General features: G+C 37.1%; 26 protein-coding genes. 22 read left to right on the forward strand and 4 right to left on the reverse strand.

Translation table 11 applies throughout. The features are described from left to right. The first annotated feature begins 6 nt into the window (after window positions 1–6). A complete protein-coding gene (locus D1B32_RS02530; protein ID WP_118888542.1) occupies window positions 7–738 on the forward strand; it encodes a WecB/TagA/CpsF family glycosyltransferase in 732 nt (243 codons plus the stop codon). Between the two features lie 464 nt (window positions 739–1,202). Next, entirely contained in the window at window positions 1,203–1,964 is a 762-nt protein-coding gene (locus tag D1B32_RS02535) for a glycerophosphodiester phosphodiesterase (protein ID WP_118888543.1), read from the forward strand. Window positions 1,965–2,286: 322 nt separating this feature from the next. On the opposite strand, the gene D1B32_RS24560 is transcribed toward D1B32_RS02535, so the two are convergent. Beyond that, window positions 2,287–2,502, reverse strand: a complete 216-nt coding sequence (locus tag D1B32_RS24560) for an Rpn family recombination-promoting nuclease/putative transposase (RefSeq protein WP_158586188.1) — start codon at window positions 2,500–2,502, stop codon at window positions 2,287–2,289. Between the two features lie 259 nt (window positions 2,503–2,761). On the opposite strand from D1B32_RS24560, the gene D1B32_RS02545 reads away from it, so the two are divergent. After that, a complete protein-coding gene (locus D1B32_RS02545; RefSeq protein WP_118888545.1) occupies window positions 2,762–3,250 on the forward strand; it encodes a hypothetical protein in 489 nt (162 codons plus the stop codon). A 125-nt stretch (window positions 3,251–3,375) separates the two neighbouring features. On the opposite strand, the gene D1B32_RS24565 is transcribed toward D1B32_RS02545, so the two are convergent. From D1B32_RS24565 to D1B32_RS02555, 3 genes are all read right to left on the reverse strand, one after another. After that, complete coding sequence (locus D1B32_RS24565; protein ID WP_222863048.1) at window positions 3,376–3,453, reverse strand: putative holin-like toxin; 78 nt, start codon at window positions 3,451–3,453, stop codon at window positions 3,376–3,378. Window positions 3,454–3,672: 219 nt separating this feature from the next. After that, entirely contained in the window at window positions 3,673–4,065 is a 393-nt protein-coding gene (locus tag D1B32_RS02550; protein WP_118888546.1) for a hypothetical protein, read from the reverse strand. Window positions 4,066–4,283: 218 nt separating this feature from the next. Continuing rightward, entirely contained in the window at window positions 4,284–5,081 is a 798-nt protein-coding gene (locus tag D1B32_RS02555; RefSeq protein ID WP_158586189.1) for a MurR/RpiR family transcriptional regulator, read from the reverse strand. A gap of 121 nt (window positions 5,082–5,202) precedes the next feature. Between D1B32_RS02555 and ptsG the strand changes: the two genes are divergently transcribed. The 19 genes from ptsG to D1B32_RS02650 all read left to right on the forward strand — a co-directional run bounded on the left by ptsG (window position 5,203) and on the right by D1B32_RS02650 (window position 26,187). Continuing rightward, window positions 5,203–6,753 (forward strand): glucose-specific PTS transporter subunit IIBC, encoded by a 1,551-nt coding sequence (gene ptsG, locus D1B32_RS02560; protein WP_118888548.1) that lies wholly within the window; start codon window positions 5,203–5,205, stop codon window positions 6,751–6,753. A 15-nt stretch (window positions 6,754–6,768) separates the two neighbouring features. Beyond that, window positions 6,769–7,446, forward strand: a complete 678-nt coding sequence (locus D1B32_RS02565; protein WP_118888549.1) for an N-acetylmannosamine-6-phosphate 2-epimerase — start codon at window positions 6,769–6,771, stop codon at window positions 7,444–7,446. A 42-nt stretch (window positions 7,447–7,488) separates the two neighbouring features. Further along, window positions 7,489–7,980 (forward strand): PTS sugar transporter subunit IIA, encoded by a 492-nt coding sequence (locus D1B32_RS02570; RefSeq protein ID WP_118888550.1) that lies wholly within the window; start codon window positions 7,489–7,491, stop codon window positions 7,978–7,980. A 31-nt stretch (window positions 7,981–8,011) separates the two neighbouring features. Beyond that, window positions 8,012–9,187, forward strand: a complete 1,176-nt coding sequence (gene nagA, locus D1B32_RS02575) for an N-acetylglucosamine-6-phosphate deacetylase (RefSeq protein ID WP_118888551.1) — start codon at window positions 8,012–8,014, stop codon at window positions 9,185–9,187. Between the two features lie 99 nt (window positions 9,188–9,286). Beyond that, complete coding sequence (nagB, locus tag D1B32_RS02580) at window positions 9,287–10,021, forward strand: glucosamine-6-phosphate deaminase (protein WP_118888552.1); 735 nt, start codon at window positions 9,287–9,289, stop codon at window positions 10,019–10,021. Window positions 10,022–10,579: 558 nt separating this feature from the next. Beyond that, window positions 10,580–12,013, forward strand: a complete 1,434-nt coding sequence (locus tag D1B32_RS02585) for a PTS mannitol transporter subunit IIBC (RefSeq protein ID WP_095307983.1) — start codon at window positions 10,580–10,582, stop codon at window positions 12,011–12,013. A 66-nt stretch (window positions 12,014–12,079) separates the two neighbouring features. After that, entirely contained in the window at window positions 12,080–14,146 is a 2,067-nt protein-coding gene (locus tag D1B32_RS02590) for a BglG family transcription antiterminator (protein WP_275669466.1), read from the forward strand. A 15-nt stretch (window positions 14,147–14,161) separates the two neighbouring features. Continuing rightward, complete coding sequence (locus tag D1B32_RS02595; protein WP_095307987.1) at window positions 14,162–14,599, forward strand: PTS mannitol transporter subunit IIA; 438 nt, start codon at window positions 14,162–14,164, stop codon at window positions 14,597–14,599. Further along, window positions 14,600–15,736 carry a mannitol-1-phosphate 5-dehydrogenase gene (locus D1B32_RS02600; RefSeq protein ID WP_095307989.1) on the forward strand — a complete coding sequence of 379 codons (1,137 nt, stop codon included), beginning with the start codon at window positions 14,600–14,602 and terminating at the stop codon, window positions 15,734–15,736. Between the two features lie 336 nt (window positions 15,737–16,072). Beyond that, entirely contained in the window at window positions 16,073–16,924 is an 852-nt protein-coding gene (locus D1B32_RS02605) for a MurR/RpiR family transcriptional regulator (RefSeq protein WP_095307991.1), read from the forward strand. A 114-nt stretch (window positions 16,925–17,038) separates the two neighbouring features. Beyond that, window positions 17,039–17,929 (forward strand): N-acetylmuramic acid 6-phosphate etherase, encoded by an 891-nt coding sequence (gene murQ / locus D1B32_RS02610; protein ID WP_118888554.1) that lies wholly within the window; start codon window positions 17,039–17,041, stop codon window positions 17,927–17,929. A 19-nt stretch (window positions 17,930–17,948) separates the two neighbouring features. Further along, window positions 17,949–19,322 (forward strand): PTS transporter subunit EIIC, encoded by a 1,374-nt coding sequence (locus tag D1B32_RS02615; protein ID WP_118888555.1) that lies wholly within the window; start codon window positions 17,949–17,951, stop codon window positions 19,320–19,322. 73 nt (window positions 19,323–19,395) lie between these two features. After that, window positions 19,396–20,466: a DUF871 domain-containing protein gene (locus D1B32_RS02620; RefSeq protein WP_118888556.1), complete on the forward strand. Its 1,071-nt coding sequence runs from the start codon at window positions 19,396–19,398 to the stop codon at window positions 20,464–20,466. A gap of 46 nt (window positions 20,467–20,512) precedes the next feature. Then, a complete protein-coding gene (locus tag D1B32_RS02625) occupies window positions 20,513–21,013 on the forward strand; it encodes a GNAT family N-acetyltransferase (RefSeq protein ID WP_118888557.1) in 501 nt (166 codons plus the stop codon). Window positions 21,014–21,309: 296 nt separating this feature from the next. Next, the gene (locus tag D1B32_RS02630) at window positions 21,310–22,077 is read left to right on the forward strand and encodes an IclR family transcriptional regulator (protein ID WP_118888558.1); all 768 of its coding nucleotides are present in this window, start codon (window positions 21,310–21,312) and stop codon (window positions 22,075–22,077) included. Window positions 22,078–22,285: 208 nt separating this feature from the next. Then, window positions 22,286–23,407, forward strand: coding sequence for a saccharopine dehydrogenase NADP-binding domain-containing protein (locus D1B32_RS02635; protein WP_118888559.1), 1,122 nt, complete (start codon window positions 22,286–22,288; stop codon window positions 23,405–23,407). A gap of 240 nt (window positions 23,408–23,647) precedes the next feature. Further along, on the forward strand, window positions 23,648–24,607 hold the full coding sequence (locus D1B32_RS02640; RefSeq protein WP_118888560.1) for an N-acetylglucosamine kinase: 960 nt from the start codon (window positions 23,648–23,650) through the stop codon (window positions 24,605–24,607). Between the two features lie 202 nt (window positions 24,608–24,809). Next, complete coding sequence (locus D1B32_RS02645; RefSeq protein ID WP_118888561.1) at window positions 24,810–25,223, forward strand: GlcG/HbpS family heme-binding protein; 414 nt, start codon at window positions 24,810–24,812, stop codon at window positions 25,221–25,223. Between the two features lie 181 nt (window positions 25,224–25,404). Beyond that, a complete protein-coding gene (locus D1B32_RS02650; protein ID WP_118888562.1) occupies window positions 25,405–26,187 on the forward strand; it encodes a MurR/RpiR family transcriptional regulator in 783 nt (260 codons plus the stop codon). Window positions 26,188–26,211: the final 24 nt, after the last annotated feature.

Raw genomic sequence — 26,211 nt, forward strand, 5'->3', positions numbered from 1 at the left:
TAATAGATGACGAGGGTGAACATAGAACAAATTGAAATATTAAATACAACAAAAAAAGACTTCTTACATTATCATTTATATCCCCGATTGAACAGAAAACAACAAACTTTTGTTGTGTTAGCTGACACGGCAACACTTATGCATGCGGAAAAGGATAGAATTTATAAACAAATCGTTCAGTCAGCAGACTATGTTGTTGCCGGTGGAGAAGGAATTATCAGTGCTGCAAAATATAAGAAAGAGCCGTTCAAAGAACGAATTGAAGCTTATGATGTCATGCTTGATTTAATCAAATTTGCTCAAGTGCAGGGTTTAAGCTGTTACTTTTTAGGTGGGAAAGATTATATAAATGAAAAGGCTGTGTTAGAAGTAGAGAAAATGTTTCCTGAGATAAGTATTGCTGGCCATCATCATGGTTCAATTTCGATTGAAGATTCACAAATCGCAACAAATATGAAACAGGCAAACCCCGATCTTATTTTTGTATCATTAAAGAAAGCCAAACAAGAACAATGGATTGCTACATATAAAAATCAGTTTCAAAAAGGTATGTTTATCGGAGTAGGAGACAGCCTTGAGCTATTAGCTGGTGAAAGGGAGCAAACACCACGTAATTGGAAAAAGCTAAATTTGGAATGGCTGTATCGATTGCTAAAAAAACCTTCTCGGTTCAGTCAAACAATGAGGAAAATTGGATTTCTCTTGCGTCTGGTTTTGAATACTACTAAACTTGGCTAGATTTCAAGGTTGTTTTTACATCTAATCCCAATAGTAAATAGTGTTTATTTTTAATTAAACTGATTTTCATTAACTTACTATTACGTATGTAAATGATTCGTTAATCATTTGTTAGAAATCAGTAAAAATGCATTTTTCTGTATCTATTTATGATTAAATAAATATTGTCATAACGAATAGGGATTATGAAAACGGTATAGTTGATTTAGTTGATATTTCAAAGTCAGGATAAGAAAAAATGTAATGATTTGACTTTTGAGTAGTTTGCAAAATACTGGAATAAGGTATTTATTGGCAGAGTGCAGATAAAGTGTAGGAAACTGCAGTAACGCAATTTAATGCAGTAATTCAACAAGCTAATACGGTAAAGGGTCAAGGTAAGGTAACAATAGAGGATGAGTATAGGGAGAGAGAAGATACGCTCTTGCTCCATTATTTAATAATTTAGTAAAGGAAGTGTTTCTATGTGTGAGACAAAGATTTACGGTCATCGTGGTTGTATGGGTATGTTTCCAGAAAACACACTGCTTGGATTTAGGAAGGCAATTGAGCTTGGTGTCGATGGATTGGAAATTGATGTCCATATGACAAAAGATGGTGAAATTGTTGTCATTCATGATGAAACATTAGATCGAACAACAAATGGATCTGGATTTATAAAGGATTTAACCTTAGATGAGATTAAACAGTTTAGTGCTGGGGTGAAGTATACGCACTTTCAGGATTATGATCCAGCGAACTGGGAAATGGAACGTGTACCAACGTTAAAAGAACTATTAGAGCTGCTTGAGCCTTATCCAATTGATTTGAATATCGAATTAAAGACATATCAATTTCATTATGAGGGTATAGAAGAAAAGGTTCTTTCAATAGTAGAACAATATGGGAATAGAAGAAATGTAATTTATTCTTCTTTTCATTTACCTACATTATTACGTATGAAAAGTCGTGATAAGGAAACGAACATTGCATGGCTATTAGACCAGCCAATTACACATCCACTCGATTACATGAATGTATTTGATTTAGAGGCATTACATCTATCAAAAAGGATGACATTATCCGATCCGTATGAATGGAAAGGAATGCTTGATAAAATTCGAGTTTGGACAGTAAATGAAAAAGATGAATTGAAGCAGTTATTAGACCTCCGGGTAAATGCGATTATTACAGATTTTCCGGAAAAAGCTCTCTTTTATCGAAGTGAAAGATTGACATTTTCATAGAAGTTTCTTACTCGAAAAGATACAATAAGACGTTTCGTTATACTGATTTTCTAGAAATAAAACTTGGATTTAAGGATAAATATGCCAAATCGGAAGATAGGAACTGCTGAATGATTCAGGGCTCCTATCTTTGTGTGAATACCTGTCGAAATGGGTTATACATAATTTTTAGGAATTAAGGGCGATATCCAACATTTTTTATCCTAATTTTATAAATTTATAATTTCATAGATGCTTAGCTCCTTTATCTCAGCGATTTCAGCAATAGGCATTCCTTTCGCTAAAAGTTTCCTTGCTACTTTTCTCCAGTAAATCTTTTTCTTTATAACGTTCTACCTAGGAAGAGATACTTACAATTAAGAACATTATCCCCAAATAAAACTGCTTGATTCAACATTCGCTTAAATTTCAATGGAGTTGTCCAATTATCTTTACCAATATAAAGAATGATTGGAATAATCACTGATAGACGGAATGTTTTTCGAGTTACTTCCTTTGCATCACTGCTTTTGATTACTTCTCGCCATATTTCAACCAAAAAGTTATGGTTATAAGCAAAATTCTGTTTAATGTTTTTATTTTAGCCTGATTTGAGGTAAGTTGATACTAAGAAAAATCGAGTCTAATAGTTATTTCCCGGGAAATATCGACAAAATCATAGTGATAGACTAGTTAGTTTCTTGAGAAAACAGGGTTAATATATCCACTATAATTTAATTGCGCTACCTCTAGAAAAACATCTATGGGAGCATGGAAATAGTGTTTGTTGTTGAAATTTATAAGGCTTATCCTAATCAATGGCAGTTCTTATCCCAGATCGAAAAAACTGTGGCGAAGAGATTGAGGATATTGTTAAAAATAACTCTCTAAATAAAGGAGTCGTTTCTAAGGTAAAGGAACAAACTAATATTGTGAAGATGCCTAAAAGATTAAAAGTTATCAACAGTAATGGGAACCATATACCTAAAAGTAGCTTGCCACCAGTATTGATAAATAAAACAATACAATTAGCAACATTTACTAACCCTGAATTCTTTAAAGCCAAGTCGAAGAGATTATCAACATATAAGATACCAAGAATAATTGATTGTACAGAAAATTACACAGACTACATCATCTTACCAAGAGGGTGTTTGGATCGTTTAAAAGCATTAATGCTGGAAAATGGTACTGAGCTATTAGTGAAAGGAAGATTCAGACCTGTTTTTGGAATCCTCTTTACTAGCTGTTTTAAAATATTCCTGTTCGAAACCGATTTTTATGGTATAGTATACATAGAAGAATAAATTATTCATAAAATAATAAGGACCGAAGATACTGCTAATATCTCCGGTCAGCAATGAGTCGCTCCTCTTCAAGAGAGGCAGCGCAGTAAGGATAGACCTCGCCGGACTGGTAATCTCAGAGAGGTCTATTTTTTATGGTCGATGATTACTACAACGAGTGTTGCGAACGCAATCATGATAACCATTGTCTCGAAAACAGACATAGGCAACACCTCCCTTCGTTATAGCATATCGCATGACACTATAACGGCAAAAAGTGCGCCGACCTCCCATGAGAAAAAGCAACTATTGCATGTAATCATTATACCTTTAAGTATCAAAAAGAAAAAGAACAAATGTTCTTTTGTGACCTGCCGCTATTGCCTTGTAATCCAATACTAAAAGAAGAGCTACTAAATTCAGCACTCCTCTCTTTAATCTTTCTACATCCTCTTCACAGAAATAGCCTGAGAATAACTCGTTACTCTACACCCATCTAAATCTGCTTCATTAAGCAGTCCGAGTTCGATTGCAGCGTTTACCTTTCCATCATCAGGTTTTTTAACTACTTGAATGAGGTCATGCATTTGTAATTCTTCTAGTCGTTCAACTGTATCCATCTCTTTAAACTTTTCTGTTTTTCGAATCTGTCGCAGAAGTCTGTAGTCTCCTTCGGTAAACTCTCCCTTTTTATTAGGTCCACTATATTTATCCATATGTGTATGGAAAGAAGCTTTCAATTGACTCATTTCAGATTCGATTTCTTTCTTTAACTTGTTCAAATCATAATAACGGGCTAGCATATCCTCTGTTAAGAGCAAATTATCTGTGTTCATTATACCCCTCCAAAAAATATTGTTTGTAGAGTTTATTGATGGGATAGATGAATTATTCATTATTTTTGGAAGGTGTTTTGAAGCTTTCGATGGCATGAATTACGAAATTTGCAGATGGAAAAGGATTGGGTTAAAACAGAGATATAGTGATATTAAGTAAAGAAAAATTCATTTATGAGTCAGAATGCTAGTGCTCAATTTCGGCACTAGCATTCTGATTAACTATATTTGTGAATTGCATCTAATGTTTTTTGCCGCGCATGCATTAGGTCTTCATTGTTAAGCAGTTTGTAGGTTAATAAATCCAGCAGGAAGAGACCGGGTATCTGAGAATTAATGAACTTAGGATCATCAATGTATTTATAGCTTGATATAAGTATAACTTCGTCAGCAAGCTCACTTAATACAGTTTGCTCGAAATTCGTTACAACGATAATTGTAACGTTATTATTTTTTGCTATTTTTGCTGAGTCGATAACTGGTTTCGTTTTACCAGAATTAGAAAAGCAAATGAGCAAGTCGTTTTCCTGTAGCAGGCTGCTTTTCATTAATAAATCATGTGCATCCGTCACAGATTCAGAAGCAATCCCCATTCGATATATTCTACTGTTGAATTCATGTGCGATCAAACCAGAGTTTCCAATCCCACAAAATAACACCTTATTTTTGTTTAAAATGAGTTTTACGATTCTACTTGTTTGTTCTTCGCTAAAGAACTCCTGTGTTGATTTAATAATTGTTTGGTAATAATTGTAAACTTTTTCAAATGTGTGATCGCTTTTTCTGTTTTCCGTACTGTTTCCAATTAAGGAAAATTTCATTTGCTGGAACGTATTGAAATCAATTTTTTTGCAAAATCTGGTTATACTAGCTGGAGATACTTGAATTTCTTCAGATAAGTCGATAATGGTTTTATCACGTATGGAAGCTTTATTGGCGAGTAAATATCTGGTGATTTTTTTATCATTATCAGTTAATGAAGAATTGTATTTTTGAATCCTATTCTCAAAATTCAACAGATTCATCTCCTTTCTTAACTCTAAGTAATTTTATCATACCATCAAATATTATATTGACATAGATGAAAGCGTTTGTTAATATTTTTTGTGAAAATAATTTTCTGGAGGTGTAATATTTATGAAAAAGTTTTTCGGTAAAGCGCAGCAATTTGGGAAATCATTTATGTTACCGATTGCTATCCTACCTGCAGCAGGTCTATTACTAGGAATAGGGGGTGCTTTATCCAATCCAAATACAGTTAATGCATATCCAATCTTGGACCAATTCTTGCTCCAAGCGATTTTTACAATAATGAGTTCCGCGGGTAATATTGTGTTTGCAAATTTACCGGTTATATTTGCAGTAGGGGTTGCCATTGGACTGGCAAGATCAGATAAAGGTACAGCTGGCTTAGCTGCTTTAATTGGTTATTTAGTTATGAATGCAACGATAAATGCTATCCTAATTATTTCTGATAAATTAGCTACAGATAGCCTTTCAGCAGTTGGACAAGGTGTAACACTAGGGATTCAAACATTAGAATCAGGTGTGTTCGGCGGGATTATTGTTGGTATTATGGCAGGATTATTGCACAATCGATTTAATAAAATTGAACTTCCACAATTCTTAGGTTTCTTTGGAGGATCGCGGTTTGTTCCAATCATAACTTCCTTTTCTGCAATCATTCTTGGAACGGTCATGTATTATGTATGGCCAATGATTCAAAATGTCATCTTTAATTTTGGAGATATAGTTAATGCGACCGGTTATATCGGTACATTTTTCTATGGTTTTATACTAAGAATGTTAGGGCCATTCGGGTTGCATCACATTTTCTATCTACCTTTCTGGCAAACCGGTTTAGGTGGTGCGTTAGAAATTGGAGGGCAATTAATCCAGGGAACGCAAAATATATTCTTCGCACAATTGGGTGATCCGACAACGACAAAATTCTTTGAAGGTACATCACGTTTTATGTCTGGACGATTTATTACAATGATGTTTGGTTTATTAGGTGCAGCATATGCGATTTATCGTACTGCAAAGCCTGAACATAAAAAAGTTGTTGGTGGGTTAATGCTTTCAGCTGCATTGACATCCTTCTTAACAGGGATTACAGAGCCATTAGAATTTTCATTCTTGTTTATCGCTCCATTACTTTATGTGATGCATGCAATTTTTGATGGTCTAGCATTTATGCTGGCTCATATTTTCCAAATAACAATCGGGCAAACATTCTCTGGAGGATTTATTGACTTCATTTTATTTGGAGTATTACAAGGACAAGCACTAACGAACTGGATGTACGTTATTCCAATCGGAATCATTTGGTTCTTCTTATATTTCTTTACGTTCACATTCTTAATTAAGAAGTTTAACTTTAAAACGCCTGGACGCGAAGACAAGAAAGCAGAAGACGATACTACTGTTCAAACAGTTCAAGGTTCTGGAGAAGAACGACCACTAGCAATCATCCAAGCATTGGGTGGAAGAGATAACCTAGTTGATGTCGATAATTGTGCAACGAGATTGCGTGTCACTGTTAAAGATGGGGAAATGGTAAATGAAGCAGCTTTACAACAAACAGGAAGTAAAGGTGTTATTGTTAAAGGTGAAGGAGTACAGGTAATCTACGGACCACAGGTATCAGTTATAAAAAATGAAATCGAAGAAGAACTAGAGAAATAATAGGAGTTGAACGTTTTGAAATTACCAAGTAATTTAATTGTATCGTGTCAAGCATTGGAAGATGAACCACTTCATTCATCCTTTATCATGAGCAAGATGGCGCTTGCTGCTGCTCAAGGTGGAGCAAAAGGAATTCGAGCTAATTCAAAAGAAGATATTATTGAGATAAAGAAAGAAGTCTCCCTTCCTATTATCGGAATTGTAAAGCGGAATTATCAGGGATCAGATGTCTATATTACTGCCACGAGTAAAGAAGTAGACGAATTAATTGAAAGTGGCTGTGAAGTTATTGCGATGGACGCGACCATTAGCGAAAGACCGAAAGAGTCATTAGAAGAATTAATTAACTATGCGAGAGAACAGGCACCACATGTTGAATTAATGGCGGATATATCAACCATTGAGGAAGCAATTATTGCTGAAAAACTAGGCTTTGATTACGTTGGAACAACATTGCATGGCTATACGAAGCATACAAAAGGGAAGAAATTATATGATCAGGATTTTGCCTTTTTAAAAGAAGTATTGCAAGCAGTGGAAAAACCAGTAATTGCGGAAGGAAATATTATAACACCAGATATGTTGAAGAAATCCTTTGAACTTGGAGTATATGCAACCGTTGTTGGTGGAGCAATTACAAGACCGAAAGACATTACAAGTCGATTTGTTCATGAAATCAAAGATATGCTTTAATAGAAGATAGTGATTAATTTATAATAGGAAGGAATTCACACTATGTTTAAAAAACTGTTTAAGCAAAAAAAAGAAGAAAATATAGTTGCACCATTAAACGGAAAAATTGTACCTATGGAAGAAGTTCCTGATCCAGTCTTTAATCAGAAAATGATGGGAGAAGGAATTGCAATTGTTCCGGAAGAAGGAATGGTTTATTCCCCAGTTAACGGAAAGATCATTCAGCTTGCTGAGACGAAACATGCGATTGGACTTATTACGGAAGGTGGGGTAGAGATTCTTATCCATATCGGACTGGAAACGGTTGGATTAAAAGGAGAGGGATTTACCACAAAAGTAAATGTAGGAGATGAAGTAATCGCTGGGCAGCTGTTAATGGAAGTAGACCTGGAATATATTGGTGAACATGCATCGGACACTATCACACCTATTGTAATTACAAATAGTGCAGAAGGTAATAAAACGTATCGCTTTACATCGGAAAAACTTGCAAAAGCAAAAGAGACGGTTATCATTACAGCTGAAGATAAATAGTTGTTATTAGAAATATGTGGAGGGGAAACACATGGTAGAAGGCAATCGGTCGATATTTATAAAGAATGCAAGGCTCTATTTGGAGGATAAAGTGATTCCAAATGGCGGAATTTATATCGAAAATAATCGCATTCAGTCCATTCATGAAGGTAAGGATCTACCACATAAACTTGATCAACATGTTCACATTATTGATGCAACTGACCTAAATGCTATCCCGGGATTTATCGATGGACATATCCACGGTGCGAATGGAGCGGACACCATGGATGCAACAGAAGAAGCGTTAGATAAAATTGCATCGCTTTTACCAATGGAAGGGACGACAAGCTTTCTCGCAACGACGATAACGCAGTCACCTGAGCATATCTCTAAGGCATTGGAAAATGCTGCACGTTATCCAAACAAACCAGGCCAAGCAGAGATGATAGGGGTCCATTTAGAAGGGCCTTTTGTAGAAAAAACAAAGGCTGGCGCGCAACCAAGAGAGTATATTATTAAACCAGATTTGGAACAATTTAAGAAATGGCAACAGCAATCTGGAGGGAAAATAAAAACGATCACGATGGCCCCAGAGCATGATGAAGAAGGTCTGTTTATTAAACACCTAGTACAGTCTGGTGTGAATGTTTCAGCAGGACATACAGATGCTGGATTTGCTGGAATAAAAAAAGCAACAGTACATGGTGTTAGCCAGTTAACCCATCTTTGTAATGCAATGAATGGAATCCATCACCGTGATATTGGTGCGGTCGGTGCGGCATTTCAACTGAATGAATTACGAGCAGAATTAATTGCAGATGGCATTCATGTTGCTCCAGAAATGCTGCAATTAATTTATAATAACATGGGTAGTGAGCGGATTATTTTAATCACGGATGCGATGCGTGCTAAAGGACTACCAGATGGCGATTATGAGCTTGGCGGTCAACCGGTTAAAGTAGAAAACGGGAAAGCTGTATTAGAAGATGGAACACTAGCGGGAAGTATTTTGAAGATGCATGATGGTGCGAAGCAAATGCTGAAGCTAACCGATGTTTCGATTCGTAATATTGTAGAAATGGCATCCGTTAACCCGGCAAAGCAAATTGGAATTTACGATCAAAAAGGCAGTATTTCACTTGGGAAAGACGCTGATATTCTATTGGTAGATGATGAACTTAATATAAAATTTACCATTTGCCGTGGGGAAATTTCATTCGAATAAACACTTTGTTGATATTCCATGTTATTATCAAAGTGTATACAAAATTTGACAAGAACTGCTAAGTTCTGCAGAAGTATTTCATTTGGAGGAGATTGGAAAGTGAACGTTATCAAAGTAAAAAACTACGATGAGATGAGTGAAAAGGCAACCGAACTTATTGTAAATCGTATCAATACCTTAGAGAACCCAGTACTTGGTTTAGCAACTGGTTCAACACCAGAAGGTCTCTATCAACGAACAATTAAAAAGTTTGAGCAAAAAGAAGTATCGTTTAAAAATGTAACTACTTTTAATTTAGATGAGTATGTCGGATTAGATAAAGATGATTCAAATAGCTATTATTATTTTATGAATGAAAAGCTATTTCGTCATGTAGATATTGCAATGGATCGTGTTCACGTTCCAAATGGTGTTGCTCAGGATTTGGAAAAAGAATGTATGGAACATGAACGAGCAATTGAACAAGCAGGTGGGATTGATGTTCAGGTTTTGGGGATTGGCGGAAATGGACATATTGGTTTTAATGAACCAGGAACTTCCTTTTCTAGCAGGACACATGTTGTTGACTTAGATGAGTCCACGATTCAGGCCAATGCGCGATTCTTCAATTCAATTGACGACGTACCAACACAAGCAGTTTCTATGGGAATCGAGACAATCATGAACAGTAAAGAGATTCTGTTACTCGTTTCTGGTGAAGCAAAAGCAGATGCAATGGCAAAATTGCTGAATGGCGAAGTGTCTGAAGACTTCCCGGCTTCTATTTTGAAACAGCATGAAAACGTAACAGTCATTGTTGACGAAGCAGCATTGACTGTTGCAGAAAGTAAATAATTATTTCAACGAGCGCTCGCATTGAGCGCTTTTACTTTTCCATTAGCACCATACCAGGCGAAATAGCAGCAGTTAGGACACCATTCTTGGCAGCGAAGGCACCATCCCATGCAGTTAAGACACCATTCACAAAAATAAGGCAACATCCCGCGCAGCTAGGACACCATCCGCAAAAATAAGGCACCATCCCGCACAGCTAGGACACCATCCGCAAAAATAAGGCACCATCCCATGCAGTTAGGACACCATTCTTGGCGGCGAAGGCACCATCCCATGCGGTTAAGACACCATTCCTCGCAGCAAAGACACCACCAATCGCATTTGAATTCCTAACTTAATTCGTGATTAAGATAGAAATAAACAGGGTACAGTAAGAAAAGAAAATACAAGCTTGAATTCAATCCCTTACCTTAACCGTAGACAAGTTTTACATTTCCCACCCTCCTTATTAAATTATGTCAACAATAATAATGCCAATTTGCCACTTTCTTTTAATTGAATAACCTACCATACTCGCTTACGATTAATAATGATGCAATTTTGAAAGGAGAATATTAAATGGCTGAACAAAAAGGAATTCGTGCCAAAGTACAACGTTTCGGAAGCTATTTGAGCGGTATGATTATGCCGAATATTGGTGCTTTTATTGCATGGGGAATTATTACAGCTTTATTTATACCGGATGGCTGGTGGCCAAATGAAGATTTGGCAGCATTAGTCGATCCAATGCTTTATTACTTATTGCCACTTTTAATTGGTTTTACTGGTGGGCGTATGGTTTATGATTTACGTGGTGGAGTTGTCGGTGCTACTGCGACAATGGGTGTTATTGCAGGAGCAGACATCCCAATGTTCTTAGGAGCAATGGTTGTTGGACCACTCGCTGGGTATTTAATGAAGAAAATTGACCAGGTGCTCCAGCATCGAATTCGTCAAGGTTTTGAGATGCTTTATAACAACTTCTCAGCAGGGATTCTTGCTGCGCTTTTAGCAATTGTTGCTTTACTTGGAATTGGACCATTAGTAGGCGCATTGAATAAAGCCTTAGCTGCTGGAGTTGAAGTTATTGTCAATGCAGGTTTATTGCCTCTTGCCAATATCATCATTGAACCTGCAAAGATACTATTTTTAAATAATGCAATCAATCATGGAATTTTAAGTCCGATTGGAGCGGATCAAGCCTCACAATTTGGAAAATCAATTCTATTCTTATTGGAAGCGAATCCAGGACCTGGTTTAGGTATCCTGCTTGCCTTTATGATCTTTGGAAAAGGTGCCTCCAAAAGCTCTGCTTCTGGTGCGGCAATTATCCAATTCTTTGGTGGGATTCATGAAATTTACTTCCCGTATGTATTAATGAAACCAGCATTAATTTTAGCAGCTATCGCTGGTGGGGTTAGTGGTGTGTTTACCTTCCAATTGTTTGATGTAGGACTAAGAGCTCCTGCTTCACCTGGTAGTATTTTTGCCGTATTGGCGATGACAGCACAAGATAGCTACGTCGGTGTTATCCTTGGTGTGCTCATTGCAGCTGCTGTTTCATTTGCTGTAGCAGCAATTATATTGAAAACAGGCAAAGCTACTAATGATGATCTTTCTGAAGCTACCAGTAAAATGGAAACAATGAAAGGGAAGAAAAGTTCAGTTGCTGGATCATTAAACCAAGCTACTGAAGAGCAAGTTGAAGGAGCAGCAGTGGAAAGCAAGCAAGCTTCCGATGTAGATAAAATTATCTTTGCTTGTGATGCTGGAATGGGCTCCAGTGCAATGGGTGCTTCCTTATTAAAAAATAAATTTAAAAAAGCAGATATTGATATATTTGTGACGAATAAAGCGATTAATGAAATTCCAGATGATGCGGATATCGTGGTCACGCATAAGGATCTAACGGATCGTGCAAAAGCAAAGGTACCAGCAGCTGAACATATTTCCGTAGAAAATTTCTTAAATAGCCCAAGATATGATGAGCTAGTAGAACGTCTTAAAAAATAAGAGAAGTTTCGAATAGCAAGGTTGAGGTGGTGAAGGCTTCTGAACATTTCTAATCGTGAGCGTAAAATCCTTGAAATTTTATTGGGAAATCCTGAGGGTATAACTGTAAAAGATATTGCCAAGGAATTAGAAGTTAGTGCTCGAACCATTCATCGTGATTTAAAAAACACAGAAGATATTACAAATCACTACAACCTAATATTAGAAAAAAAATCCGGTGTTGGCCTTCGGTTAGTTGGCATGGAGCAGGATCGAAGGCAATTTCTCTCAGCATTAGCGAATGTTACTGTCTTTGACTTTACACCAGAAGAAAGACAATCGATTATTTTGGCTACCCTTCTTGAAATGAAGGAACCAATAAAGCTGTTTACGCTAAGCACAGAATTAAAAGTAACGGAAGCAACAATCAGTCATGATCTTGATCAATTAGAAAAAGAAATAGCATCCTATCGTCTTATTTTGATTCGAAAAAGAGGGTACGGAGTGGAAATTGCCGGTGACGAGGCGAATAAACGTGCAGCATTAAGCAGCTTGATTTCAAAGCATATTGATCCATTTGAGTTCGTGTCATTGATAAAGGATAATATTCAAAAGAAATCACAGGATCAATTTTCTGCGATTTCCAATAGGCTATTAGGTTTAGTAAATCCAGAGCATCTAATTGTGATTCGACAACGGGTGGAACAGGCAAGAGAAGAATTACCGTACGAATTAGCAGATAGTGCATTGATTGGGTTGGTTGTTCATTTAGCGTTAGCGATTGAGCGACTGCAGAAGGGTGATTCGATTCAATTTGACCAAGCACAGCTAATGCAAATGGAAGGTACAAAAGAATATCGTGTTGCTGAAAAAATGATACGTGATATAGAAGGCCCCCTTGGGATGGCCATCCCCGATGATGAAATTGGCTACATCACGATGCATTTAATGGGAGCTAAATTGCGGTCTGATTCGAACTATATTGACATGTATCCTGATGAGGATATCGTTTTTTCAGCTAATCAATTAATTCGTTCCGTCAGTAAGCAAATCAATGTACCGCAGATGAACAATAAACAGCTGCTAAATGATTTAGTTGCCCATCTGAAGCCAGCTATTTATCGATTAAAACAAGGGATGACAATAAAAAATCCATTGATTAGGGAAATCAAGCAGGATTACGATGAGTTATTTCATATGATTACGGCAGCTGTTAAGGATACGTTTCCAAATATGGAATTCCCGGATGATGAAATAGGATACCTTGTTCTTCATTTTGCAGCGGCATTGTTAAACAATGAAAAAGCAGTAGATTTACAAGCGTTAGTCATCTGTTCGAGTGGAATTGGTACTTCAAAAATGCTAGCGACAAAGCTCGTTCAGCGTATACCAGAGATTAAGCATGTTGAAAATGCATCTATTTTTGACTTAAATAAATTAAACGTGGAAGCTTATGATGTCATTGTGTCGACGATTCCGTTAAAAGAATTTGACCACGATTATTTACTCATTTCTCCGATGCTTACTCAAAACGAGATTCATCAGGTGAAAAAGGAGATAAAGAAAAGAAAGCTTACGGTTCATATGAATAATAAAGAACCACGAGTAACGACAGATAGCAGTAATTTTACTGTTCGCATGGAAGCACTGCAAAATTATTCACGAGCAACTCTGGATCTTCTAGATTCATTCCAAGTTTATGACGTTACGGATAATTTAACAATAGACTCGGTATTACGTTTGGTTTGTAAGACGTTAGCAGAAAATAAAATCATACAAAGTGAAAAAATTGTATTTAAAAAACTGCAATTAAGGGAACAGATAAGTGGATTAGGAATTCCAGCTACGTCCATTGCACTTTACCATACACGTTCCAATGCAATCCACAAGCCGACGTTTTCCATTTATAAATTAAACCACCCGCTTGCTATCCGCGGAATGGATAACAACCAAATGGAAATGGATACGGTAATCGTTATGCTGGCACCTGAGATAACCCATCAAGAAGTCCTGGAGATCTTAAGCTTTCTAAGCAGTTTGATTATCCAGGATCAGACAAGTATTTCTTTATTTGAATCCGGAGATGAACCAAAGATAAAACAGTATCTTTCCGAACAACTAGAGCTATTTATACATGAAAAAGAATTAATTTAAGGAGTGAGTTTTATCATGGCAAAAGAAATTTTAAGCAAAGATAACATTCAGTTAGATACAAAATTAGCTAACAAAGAGGAAGCAATTCGTTTCACAGGTAAGATCCTAGTCGATAATGGGTACGTTGAGCCAACTTACGTGGAAAAAATGCTTGAACGTGAAGAGCTAACTTCTACATTTATGGGAAATAGCGTTGCTATCCCACATGGTACAGAGGATGCAAAGGAATTAGTAAAGGAAACAGGGATTTCAGTTGTTATCGTACCAGAGGGTGTGGATTTTGGTGACGGAAACACGGTGAAAATCTTGATTGGTATTGCTGGTAAAGGTGATGACCATTTGGAAGTTCTATCAAAAATTGCGATTGTACTTTCTGAGGAAGAAAATATCCAAACAATTGTTAACGCAACGACAAAAGAGGAAATCATAAGCATTTTTGATGAGGTGAACTAAATGCTAGCAGTACATTTTGGAGCTGGAAACATCGGCAGAGGCTTTATCGGGGCTCTGCTCTATCAAGCGAATTATCATACAACGTTTGTCGATGTTAATGAAGGCATTATTAACGAAATAAACGAGAAGCAGCAATACAATGTTGTGTTAGCAGCAGAAGAAAGTGAAACATTAACGGTAAAAAATGTTTCCGGAATCAATAGCATTACAGATCCAGATAAAGTAATCGAAGCAATTGGGAAAGCAGATCTCATTACAACTGCTGTCGGACCAAACATTTTGGCCATTATCGCAAAGTTAATTGCAGAAGGATTACAGAAACGAATCAAGACAAATAATAAGGCCTTAAATATCATTGCTTGTGAAAATATGGTTGGTGGAAGTTCACTGCTTAAAGAACATATTTACAAACAAGTAACAGCAGACGAGCAACAACAATTTGATGAAGTGTTTGGATTTCCAAATGCTGCAGTAGACCGAATTGTTCCAAACCAAGTGAATGAAGATCCATTATTAGTCTCTGTTGAACCATACTTTGAGTGGGTTGTTGAAAAACCAGCATTCAAAGGTGAGGTACCTGTAATTGATGGTGTCACATATGTGGAAGATTTAACGCCATACATTGAACGGAAATTATTTACGGTGAATACCGGTCATGTCGTGCCTGCATATATTGGGCGCTCCCTTGAATATGCAACCATCAATGAAGCAATGCATGATGAAAAAGTACAGGAGATCATTAAGGGAGCTTTAAATGAGTCTGGTGAAGCACTGATTCAGACCTATCATTTTGACCGCACCGAACATCAAAACTATATTGATACGATTATCGGTCGCTTTATGAATCCATATATCTCAGACGAAGTAACACGAGTTGGACGTGGACCAATTCGTAAGCTAGGTCCACGAGATCGTATCATTCGTCCCGCAAGTTTATATATGGATGTAACAGGAAACGTGCCAACTTATCTCGTTCAGGTGATTGTAGCTGCATTACAATACAAAAATGCTCAGGATGAAGAAGCAGTAAAATTACAGCAAATGATCGCTGAACAAGGTTATGAAAAAACGTTGCAAACTATTTCAGAACTGGATGCTAATCACCCATTGATTGCAGCAGTGATGAAGGAAGTATAAGCTTAAGAGACACGTGGGTGCACGTGTCTCTTTTCTATTTTTAATCCCATAAGCGTCCACCCCCCGCAGCCTCCGCAGCTAAGACACCATTCACAAAAATAAGACACCATCCTCCGCAACTAAGGCACCAATCGTAAAAATAAGACACCATCCTCCGCAACTAAGACACCATTCGTAAAAATAAGACGCCATCCCCCGCAGCTAAGACACCACCCCTCTCAGCTAAGGCACATCAGCCCCACCCGTCGGCTAACACATTCTGATTTTAAATTAGTACACCTATTTAATTTTTGCTATACTAATGAACATAAAAGGATAAGAACAGGAGAAGTTGACATGGCAACCACATTACTAGCTAGAATAAACGAACGGCTTCACCAATTTTCCAAAACGGAGAAGAAAATTTCTGCGTACATATTAAATCACGCAGAGCTAATTCCAAACATGACAACGAAGGAACTGGCGAATAAGGCAGATGTAAGTGAAGCAAGCGTTATTCGATTTGCGAAAACAATTGGCATAGGGAGCTTTAAGACATTTAAAATTTCCTTAGCACAGGAATTAGCTGTAAAAGAAGGATATATCACGGACTTTTCAATTTTGCAGAAAAAGGATTCCCCATACGAAATGTTCCAGAAAGTTGTCCATGTAAACAAGAATGCGATTGAGCTGATAATGGAATCCTTAGATAAAAAAGAGCTCGATGATGCGGTCACGTACCTAAAAAATGCGCGAAAAATTATTTTTTATGGTGTCGGAGGATCTTCGATTGCTGCAATGGATGCACTATACAAATTTACGAAACTCGGATATCAAGTGGAGTTTAATTTAGACTTTCATTACATGCTATCAAAAGTGCCGCATTTTAATAGTGAGGATGTTTTTGTTGCGATTAGTATGTCCGGCAGAACGAAAGATGTTCTGGACTTAGCGCGACTGTCGCAAAAAAAAGGAGCAAAGGTGATAGCAATTACAAATATAAACAAGTCACCACTGTATAAAGAAGCAGATATTCGATTAGCAACCCCGAATGTAGAGCAGGATTTTCGGATTGGCAGCATCACATCAAGAATGACCCAGCTGACAATTATAGATAGCTTATATATTAGTATTTTTAATAGTATTGGTGAGAATGTGCTGGACGAATATCAAGAAGCGAGAGATCATGTTGTGAAATTAAGAAGATAGCTTCTTTTTTTACTTGAAATGAAATTTAATTTCATAAAATTCATTATTTATATTGACTTTTAATTTCATAAATAGGTAAAATAGAGGTGAAAGAAAGTAGAGGAGGCAAAAATTATGCTTGAAAAATTAACAACGGAAGCGCGAAATCAACATACGATGCATTTAGATGAAATGACTACGTTGGATATTTTGCGCACGATGAATAAAGAAGATCAACAGGTTTTAACGGCGATTAAGGAGCAACTTCCACAAATTGAGAAGGCTACGAAATATGCAATTGAATCATTCAACAAAAACGGAAGACTTATTTACGTTGGGGCAGGAACAAGTGGTAGATTGGGAGTTTTAGATGCTGTAGAATGTGTTCCTACATTTGGTACGTCCCCAGAGATGGTACAAGGAATTATTGCGGGTGGAATGAAAGCGCTTTATGAAGCGGCTGAGGGGGCTGAGGACGATCCAGAACTTGGAGCAAACGATTTAAAGAGCATTCAACTGTCAGAAAATGATACGGTCATTGGAATTGCTGCAAGCGGGCGTACCCCTTACGTTATCGGAGCATTACAATATGCGAATTCGAAAAAAGCGAGTACAGTAAGTATATCCTGTAATAAAGACGCAGTAATGAGTCAATACGCTTCGGTGGCGATTGAACTTCTAACGGGATCTGAGGTACTAACTGGTTCTACCAGATTAAAGGCTGGCACTTCTCAGAAGATGGTCTTAAATATGATTTCTACTGCATCGATGGTAGGGATTGGTAAGGTTTACCAAAACTTTATGGTAGATTTAAAGCCGACAAATGAGAAATTAGAAGAAAGGTCCAAACGAAATATTATGGAAGTTACTGGAGTCGATTATGAAACTGCAGCCTCTTATTTTGAGAAATCGAAGCATCAGGTGAAGATAGCAATCGTTATGATTTTATTGCAATGCTCCTATGAAGATGCTATTAACAAGCTTAAGAACTCTGACGGATTTGTGCGACGCGCATTAGCAAAGTAAGAAAAAGGAGGGGTCAATTATGAAGAAAGAACAAAGAATGGCTACAGATATATTAGAACATGTTGGTGGAAAAGACAATATTCAGCGAGTCGCTCATTGTATGACAAGGTTGCGTTTGTCATTAAAGGACGATTCGAAAGTGAATATGACTGACTTAAAGCGTGTAGAAGGTGTGATGGGAGTTGTTGAGGATGAAACGTTACAGGTCGTTATTGGACCTGGAACCGTAAATAAAGTTGCTGCTGAGATGAGTCAACTAACCGGGTTTGGTATCGGTGAAGATGCAACACCAGATGATTTAACATTTGAAGAAAAAGCAGCCCTTGATAAACAAAAACTCAAAGCAAAAAATCGAACACCATTTAAAAATTTTCTGCGTAAGCTTGGAAATATTTTTATTCCACTTATTCCAGGTTTGGTTGCTTCAGGGATTCTTAATGGAGCAGCTAACTTTGCAGTGAATGCAGGAGTAGACAGAGAACAAACATGGATGCAAATTTTACTTTTGCTTGGAAGCGTTGTCTTTGCATCATTAGGAATATTGGTTGGTTGGAATACGGCAAAAGAATTTGGCGGGACACCGGTATTAGGCGCCATTGCAGGAATGTTCTTATTTAGCCCGCTGCTCGCAGATATTACGATTTATGGTGAAGCCCTAACTCCTGGTAGAGGCGGTTTGTTTGGTGTTATTTTCGCCGCCTGGTTAATGACATTTGTTGAGAAAAATGTTCGTAAAGTGATGTGGGATGCAGTAGATATTATCTTTACACCTTTGATCACATTACTTGTTGTCGGATTTGCTTCATTATACGCCGTTATGCCAGTAGCTGGTATTTTGTCAGATGGTATCACGATGGGGCTAACTGCTTTAATTGATACAGGTGGGGCGATAGCAGGAGCAGTACTAGCAGGATTTTTTCTGCCATTAGTTATGGTTGGTTTACACCACGGCTTAACACCGATTCATCTTGAATTAATTAATGTCTATAATGAGACTGCATTGTTAACCATTTTAGCGATGGGTGGAGCTGGACAAGTTGGCGCAGCGATTGCGATTTTTGTAAAAACAAAGAATACGCGTCTGCGAAATATTATCAAAGGGAGTGCTCCAGTAGGATTCCTGGGAATTGGCGAACCGTTAATGTATGGAGTAACATTACCATTAGGAAGACCGTTTTTAACAGCTTGTCTGGGAGCTTCCGTTGGTGGAGCATTCCAAGCAGTTATGAGTACAGCATCATCGGGAATTGGCGTTTCTGGTTTGTCCCTAATCCCACTCATAACAAATGGACAATATATAAGCTATTTCCTCGGACTCGTCATTTCGTATGCGTTTGGATTCCTGTTTACGTATGCATTTGGCTTTAAGGAAAGCATGGCAGATGGTATTTAATAGGCTTTAAGATTAGGAGGTTGCTTTAACCTCCTATCTTTGCTTACATCATAATTAAATGGAGGGAATCAGTGTGTTAGGAATTTCTGTTTATCTAGGGAATGAGCCAATTGAACAGCAGACTCCCTATATTCGTAAGATGAAGGAAAGCGGATTTCAGTCGATTTTTACATCGCTCCATATTCCTGAGGACGATCACTCGACCTATAAGGATCAGCTTCAGGCACTTGGAAAAGTAGCAATTGAATTAGATATGGAATTGATGGCAGATATTTCACCGAATTCATTACAGGCACTAGGGTTTAATTGGGAAAATGCGGATAAATTACTAAATTGGGGACTATCAGGTCTTCGGATCGATTATGGTGTGGACGAGCAAACGATTATTGATTTGTCTCACAAAATGCGCATCGCACTAAACGCAAGTACGATTACAGCGGATTCGTTACACGATATGAAAGCAAAGGGGCTAAACACTGAAGCAGTGGAAGCTTGGCATAATTATTACCCGCGACCAGAAACTGGACTTGGACTAAGTGATTTTATCCAAAAAAACAGGCTGTTCAAATCAGCAGGGATTACTGTAATGGCATTCATTCCTGGGGACAAGCAATTAAGGGGTCCGCTATATGAAAAACTGCCAACCTTGGAACAGCATCGCAAGCACTCACCTTTTACTGCCTTTTTGGAATTAGAGAAACTGGCAGGGGTGGATAAAATTGTGGTTGGTGACGTTGAATTAAGTGAAGCGTCATTAGAACAATTTCGCGACTATAAGCAAGATGAAATTGTCGTTCGAGCTATTCCAGATAAACTGACAGACTCTGAAATCCTTAGCAAATCAGTGAGTCCATTCACCAACCGGGCAGATAACGCGAGAGACTGTATCCGTGCAGTTGAATCGAGAGGTTATGCGCAATTTGGAGAAGCAGTTGTTCAGCCCCGCAACTGTGTGGAACGATCAGCTGGCTCCGTTACGATCGATAATGAGAAATATATGCGTTATCAAGGAGAAATTCAAATTGCATTAGCCGATTTACCAGCAGATGAAAGAGTAAATGTACTTGGAAAAGTCATTGACGATGATTTACCATTGCTTCCATGGATTAAGGGCAACCAGAAGTTTCGGATTAAATGGGTGTAATCAAGGTATCTTTAGCAGAATGTCAGGAACAAAGGGGGGAATAAGGATGATCATTAGATCAATCGCGGAAAGTGATGCAGAAAATTTTGTTGAGCTAAGTAAGGAAATCGATGCATCTGGCTTTATGTTACATGATCCAGGAGAACGCGATACGACGATCGAGCAACAACAAAAATCAATCGAACGGATTCTAACTGAAAAAAATACAGTCTTTTTAGTAGCTGAAGCTGATAACAAATTGGTTGGCTTTATTGCAGCATTCGGTGGGAAACTGATTAGAAACAAGCATTCAGCATACCTTGTTTTAGGCATTCTCGAAGCATATCAAGGACAAGGAATAGCTACAAAATTATTTCAGCGAATTTTTGAGTGGGCAAAAGAAGTTGGGATTTCAAGATTAGAATTAACAGTTATAAAAGAAAATATAAAAGCATTTAATTTATACCGAAAAATGGGATTCGTTGTAGAGGGAGAGAAAGTCAATTCCTTGATGATAGACGGTAAACCGGTTAATGAGTATTATTTATATAAATTGATAGGGACATAAATCTCATTCAAAACGGTATTTTACTTGTAATCTGCATGAGGAGGAAGCTAACAGTCTAAATAGATTAGATTATTAGCTTCCTTTTTATGGATTGCTGTAGATTCACCTACATTTAGGTATGAGGGACTGAAGGGGAATTAATTATTTTGCAGTATATGGTTCTTCATTACTCTTATGTTGTGTTTGAACGAGATATAGCTTCTATATTGTGTGGATCTCCCTAAATTAGTCAACGTAAAAAAACATGTTATACTAAAATAAAATTTCAATTATTTATTTCAGAAGGAGGTTCAGCAATGACAGCAAATAAAGAAAAAGTATCCATGGTGTCCTCAGTAGATAAAGCAATTGATATATTATTAGTTTTGGGTGAAACAGATAATAAAACAATACGAGAGCTAGGGCAGCAATTAGATATTACGAAAAGTACATTGCACCGAATTTTACAAACATTAGAAGTGCGTGGTCTCGTAAAGAAAAATAATCTCACTGAGAAATATGCGCTAGGTTATAAAATCTTAGAATTAGGTTCTCATTTAAAATTGCAAAATGAAATTAGGGAACTGGCAATTACGCATATGGAGAAGCTGCGTGATAGGATTGGAGACACGGTTCAATTAGCAATTCTAGAGGAAGATGAAATTATGATAATTGAAACGGTGGAAGGAACAAATGCATTGAGGGTTTTTGCGCAACCTGGTCAAAAATACCCCATAACATATGGTAATTTTGGGAAAGTTTTTCTAGCCTATCAAACTCCATCAAATGTTTTACATCACATCAAGAACAACCCATTAAAGAAATATGCTTCAGCTTCGATAGTGGAAGAGGAAAAATTTATAATCAAAGTTAACGAAGTGAGAGAAACGAAAATCTCAATCAGTGTTGATGATCCAATTGAAGGTGCATTTAGTATGGCAGTGCCAATCGTAAAGAGAAATGGAGACATTGTTGCCTCTTTAGCAATAGCCGGGGTAAAGACACAGGAAAATTTAGACAACATAGATCAGCTGCAAGATATTATAAAAGAGTATGCGGAACGGATTTCGAATGAACTGAAGTGACTTTATTATTTTTGTACTAATTTTTTACATAAAATCTCTATTACATCATTAACCATGACTTCACCTTTATAAATAGGGAGGTCTTTTTTATTTACAAAAAACGACTATCAAATAATAAACACCAATAAATTCCTCCTTGATAAAAGAAAGAATATTTAGTACAATAATAAAAACAGGACACTGTCCCGAAAAAAACGGAGGTAATAAAATGAGTAAAGTAATGCTTGTCGGTTTAGGTGAAGTCGGAACACATATTTTAGAGTTTCTAGTTCGAGATCCAAAATGTCCGGAGTTGGTGGTGTGTGATTTCAACCAGGAAGTTTCTGAGAAAAGAGTGAACAATGCATTAATCGGCGCTGCGGTTAATCGGTTGTATCCTAAGGTTACCTTTGAAAGAGTCGATCTTTCTGAAGAAGATGCTACAGCTGATATTGTCTCTAAACATAATCCAGATCTCGTGATTAACTGTGCAGTCATGCAAACATGGCATGTTATTCGAAAACTACCAAAAGAGCAGTACGAAAGGTTAAGTTCGGCTACTTTAGGTGCATGGCTTCCGTGTCAATTAGGACTTTCTTACAAACTAATGAAAGCGATTAAAAAATCTGGAGTTGAACCAAAAGTAATCAATACGTCATTGTCATGTCTAACAAACCCTGTATTAGCTAAAGTAGGATTAGCTCCAACAATTGGGATCGGTAATGTTGAATTGATTGAACCGGCATTACGCGTAAATATAGCTAGAAAGTTAAATGTTCCAATGGATATAATTAAAACGTACTTGGTTGCACATCACTTATGGTGGGTATACCCTCGGGAAGCAGGTTATAAAAAAGGACCTTATTTCTTAAAAATTATGGTTAACGATAGAGATGTCACAGACCAGTTTGATACGGATGAATTAATGTGGGAATCGATTAAGTTATATGCACCGGGGACAGAATTCACAACTGTTTCAGCTAGTTCAACTATTAAAAATATGTACGCACTGTTAAGTTCAACACCGATATTTACCCATTCACCATCACCAAATGGATTGCCAGGCGGATATCCAATTCTTCTAAGTAATCAAGGGGCTGAGCTTGCCTTACCAGAGGGGATTACAGAAGAAGAAGCTATTAAAATAAATGAAGAATCATCAAAAATGGATGGAATCGAGAGAATTGAGGATGATGGTACAGTCGTCTTTGCCGATTATGCTCATGAAATATTGCGTGACATGATTGGATTTGACCGAAAATCATTTAAAGCGGAAGAAAGCTATGAGGTTGCAATTGAAATGATGACTAAATATAAAACCTTCGCAGCAGGTGCTGTAGTTTCTTCTTAAGGGTACAATTTTTTGCGAAGTTGCCTGCTGATGCAGCCATATTTTTTATATGAACCCTTTACAGAATCTATAGACTTGAAGAAAGCAAGGAGACTAGTCCTTGCTTTCTTTTTTATAGAACACCGCTTTAGATTGTTCCTCAATATTGATAACCTAGAGAAATCTAACTAATAATCAATTTTTCCTTCGCATATAATCTAATAGATAATCAACTATAAACACTGGTGGAGGCTAGTTATTATGTACGTTTTAGGAATTGATGGTGGTGGTACAAAAACAAAGGGCATCATAGCAAAGTCGAATGGAGAAATAATTGCCGAAGCAACAGTAGGTCCGACCAACCCAAATAGTGTAGATAAGTGGAGTTTGAAAAAAGAGTTGCAGAATCTATTTACTTTATTAAAACAACAGTGTGATTCTTGCTTTTTCCAATTAAAACATGTATTTGCAGGGATGTCAGGTGTTGGCCATCCAACAACGAAAGAGATGGTGCAAAAGATTCTTGTCGACTTACTACCAGATCATGTGCATGTAACAGTAAATATAGATGCTATTAATGCTCTCTATTCAGGTACTTTAGGTAAACCGGGAATTGTACAAATTGCTGGCACAGGCTCCATTACATTTAGTATAAATCATGACGGTTTATCTGACCGTGTGGGGGGATGGGGATATTTAAGTGGGGAGATGGGAAGCGGTTTTGCACTTGGACGTGATGCTTTAGAGGCAGCTTTCTTAGCCTATGATGGATTAGGGACTCCAACAGCAATTAGTAATTTCCTACTTGAATATTTCCAAGCGGCTAAGTTACCCGATATTATCCATGCTGTTTATCAAGAAAAAAACCAGAAAGAACGTGTTGCTTCATTGAGCAAAATAGTAATGAGAGCAGCTGATAATGGTGACCAAGTTGCACAAGGGATCATTCAAAAAAACGCTGTACATATGGGCAAGTCAATTGCTTGTTTACAAACAAAGCGATTTTCAAAAAAGGATAGAGTCCCGGTTGTGCTAACAGGTGGGATTTATAATCGACTTGACCTTTTCCAAGCAATAATCGAAAAAGAAATTCGTCAACATCAATTGGAATCAATACTCACAGTTCCTAAAATGGAACCTATTGGCGGAGCTATTGTTGCTGCGTGGAGGGAAGAAGGAGTTACCGTTAATTCGAGTTTTGTTAAGGTTTTTACAAGATAACCAGTAGTTTACATGAATCAAGTCTTTTTACCTGCCGAGAGTTTGTGCTAGGTATAATGATTTATTTGTTTAATTCTAATAATTACAACTTGTTTAATATTTTGGTTTAATGTAGAATGAAACTGCAATCATGTGAAACATTTAAAATATCGTTCCTATCACGAGAAATGGATAGTTATTTAATATGAGGGAGGAATTTTAGTTGAGTAAAATGAATCTTGAATTAGCAAAAAAACTTATTGAGGGTGCTGAACAAGAAGCAGCAAATATTGGAGTTTCAATGGTTATATCCGTTGTTGATGAGGGTGGAAATCTAATCGCAGTACATCGTATGGATGACGCATGGCTGGCTAGTGTTGACATAGCGCAGAATAAAGCTTGGACTTCTGTTGCGTTAAAGATGCCAACATCAGATTTAGCTGAAGCTACTATTCCTCAAGCTGAATTGTATGGTTTAAACACAACGAATAACGGGCGGATCGTTCTCTTCGGGGGAGGCATTCCATTAGTTGAAAATGATCAGGTTATTGGTGCTGTTGGCGTGAGTGGCAGCTCTGTAGAACACGATGTTCAAGTGGCTCAGGCAGCAGTGGATGCTTTTGAAGATATGAGATAGGTGTAGTATATAATTGTAGAATAGAAAACAGTGAATCAGTGGAATGATTCACTGTTTTTCTGTGTTTTATTAATAAGTTAAATTAAGGCAGACTTTGCAATACTTAATAATAGCGTTAAAATAGGTATAAAGAATTATATAATAAATGGGAAGATGTAATAGAAGAAAGGACGTTAGCTAAATGGATAAACTGCTATTTAATATTCCACCTACAACTTACGCCTCCTTAAGTGAATCTGAACGTTACCTGCTTGAATACATCCATAAAAATATTGATGATATCGCAACAATGTCAATTGTTACATTAAGTGAACATGCGACTGTTTCAACTGCAACAATCGTTCGCCTAATGAAAAAGTTAGGTTATAACGGATATACCTCATTCAAATATCGACTAAAGCAAGATAAGAAAATGATAGACGTAGATGATCAATTAGGGGATATTGATGAAAATATTAAGCGAGCTATAAGGAAAAATGAAGAAGAAGTTTTAAAGACAATTCAACTTCAAAGTATTGGCCAAATTGAGGATACCGTTCAAAAAATACATGATGCCGATAAGATCTATATATTTGCAAGAGGGTTCTCTGAAATGATTGCAAAAGAAATGACGGTCAAACTTCAGGTGATGGGAAAAACATGTGAAAATCATGACGATCCAAACATAATCCGTATTAAGTCAAGTAAAATCAAGAAAAGCGAGCTTGCGATTTTTATTTCTTTATCTGGAGAAACGTTGGAGCTTGTTGAAGCTTGTAAAAATCTAAACATAAAACAAGTTACTACAATTACCTTAACGACAAATGTCAACTCAAGCTTAAGCAGACTGTCGGATATGACGCTTTTAGGTTATAAAAGCGACTACTCTCTCTTTCCTGAATATGAAGTTCGATCGAGGCTTTCATTAAACGTTATCGCACGGGTTCTTCTAGATGCATATGTAATTCGAACAAATAATTATTGATACTAGGAATGTGATGTTCCTAGT

Source organism: Oceanobacillus profundus (genome assembly GCF_003515705.1).
In the GTDB taxonomy this organism is placed as follows: domain Bacteria; phylum Bacillota; class Bacilli; order Bacillales; family Amphibacillaceae; genus Oceanobacillus; species Oceanobacillus profundus.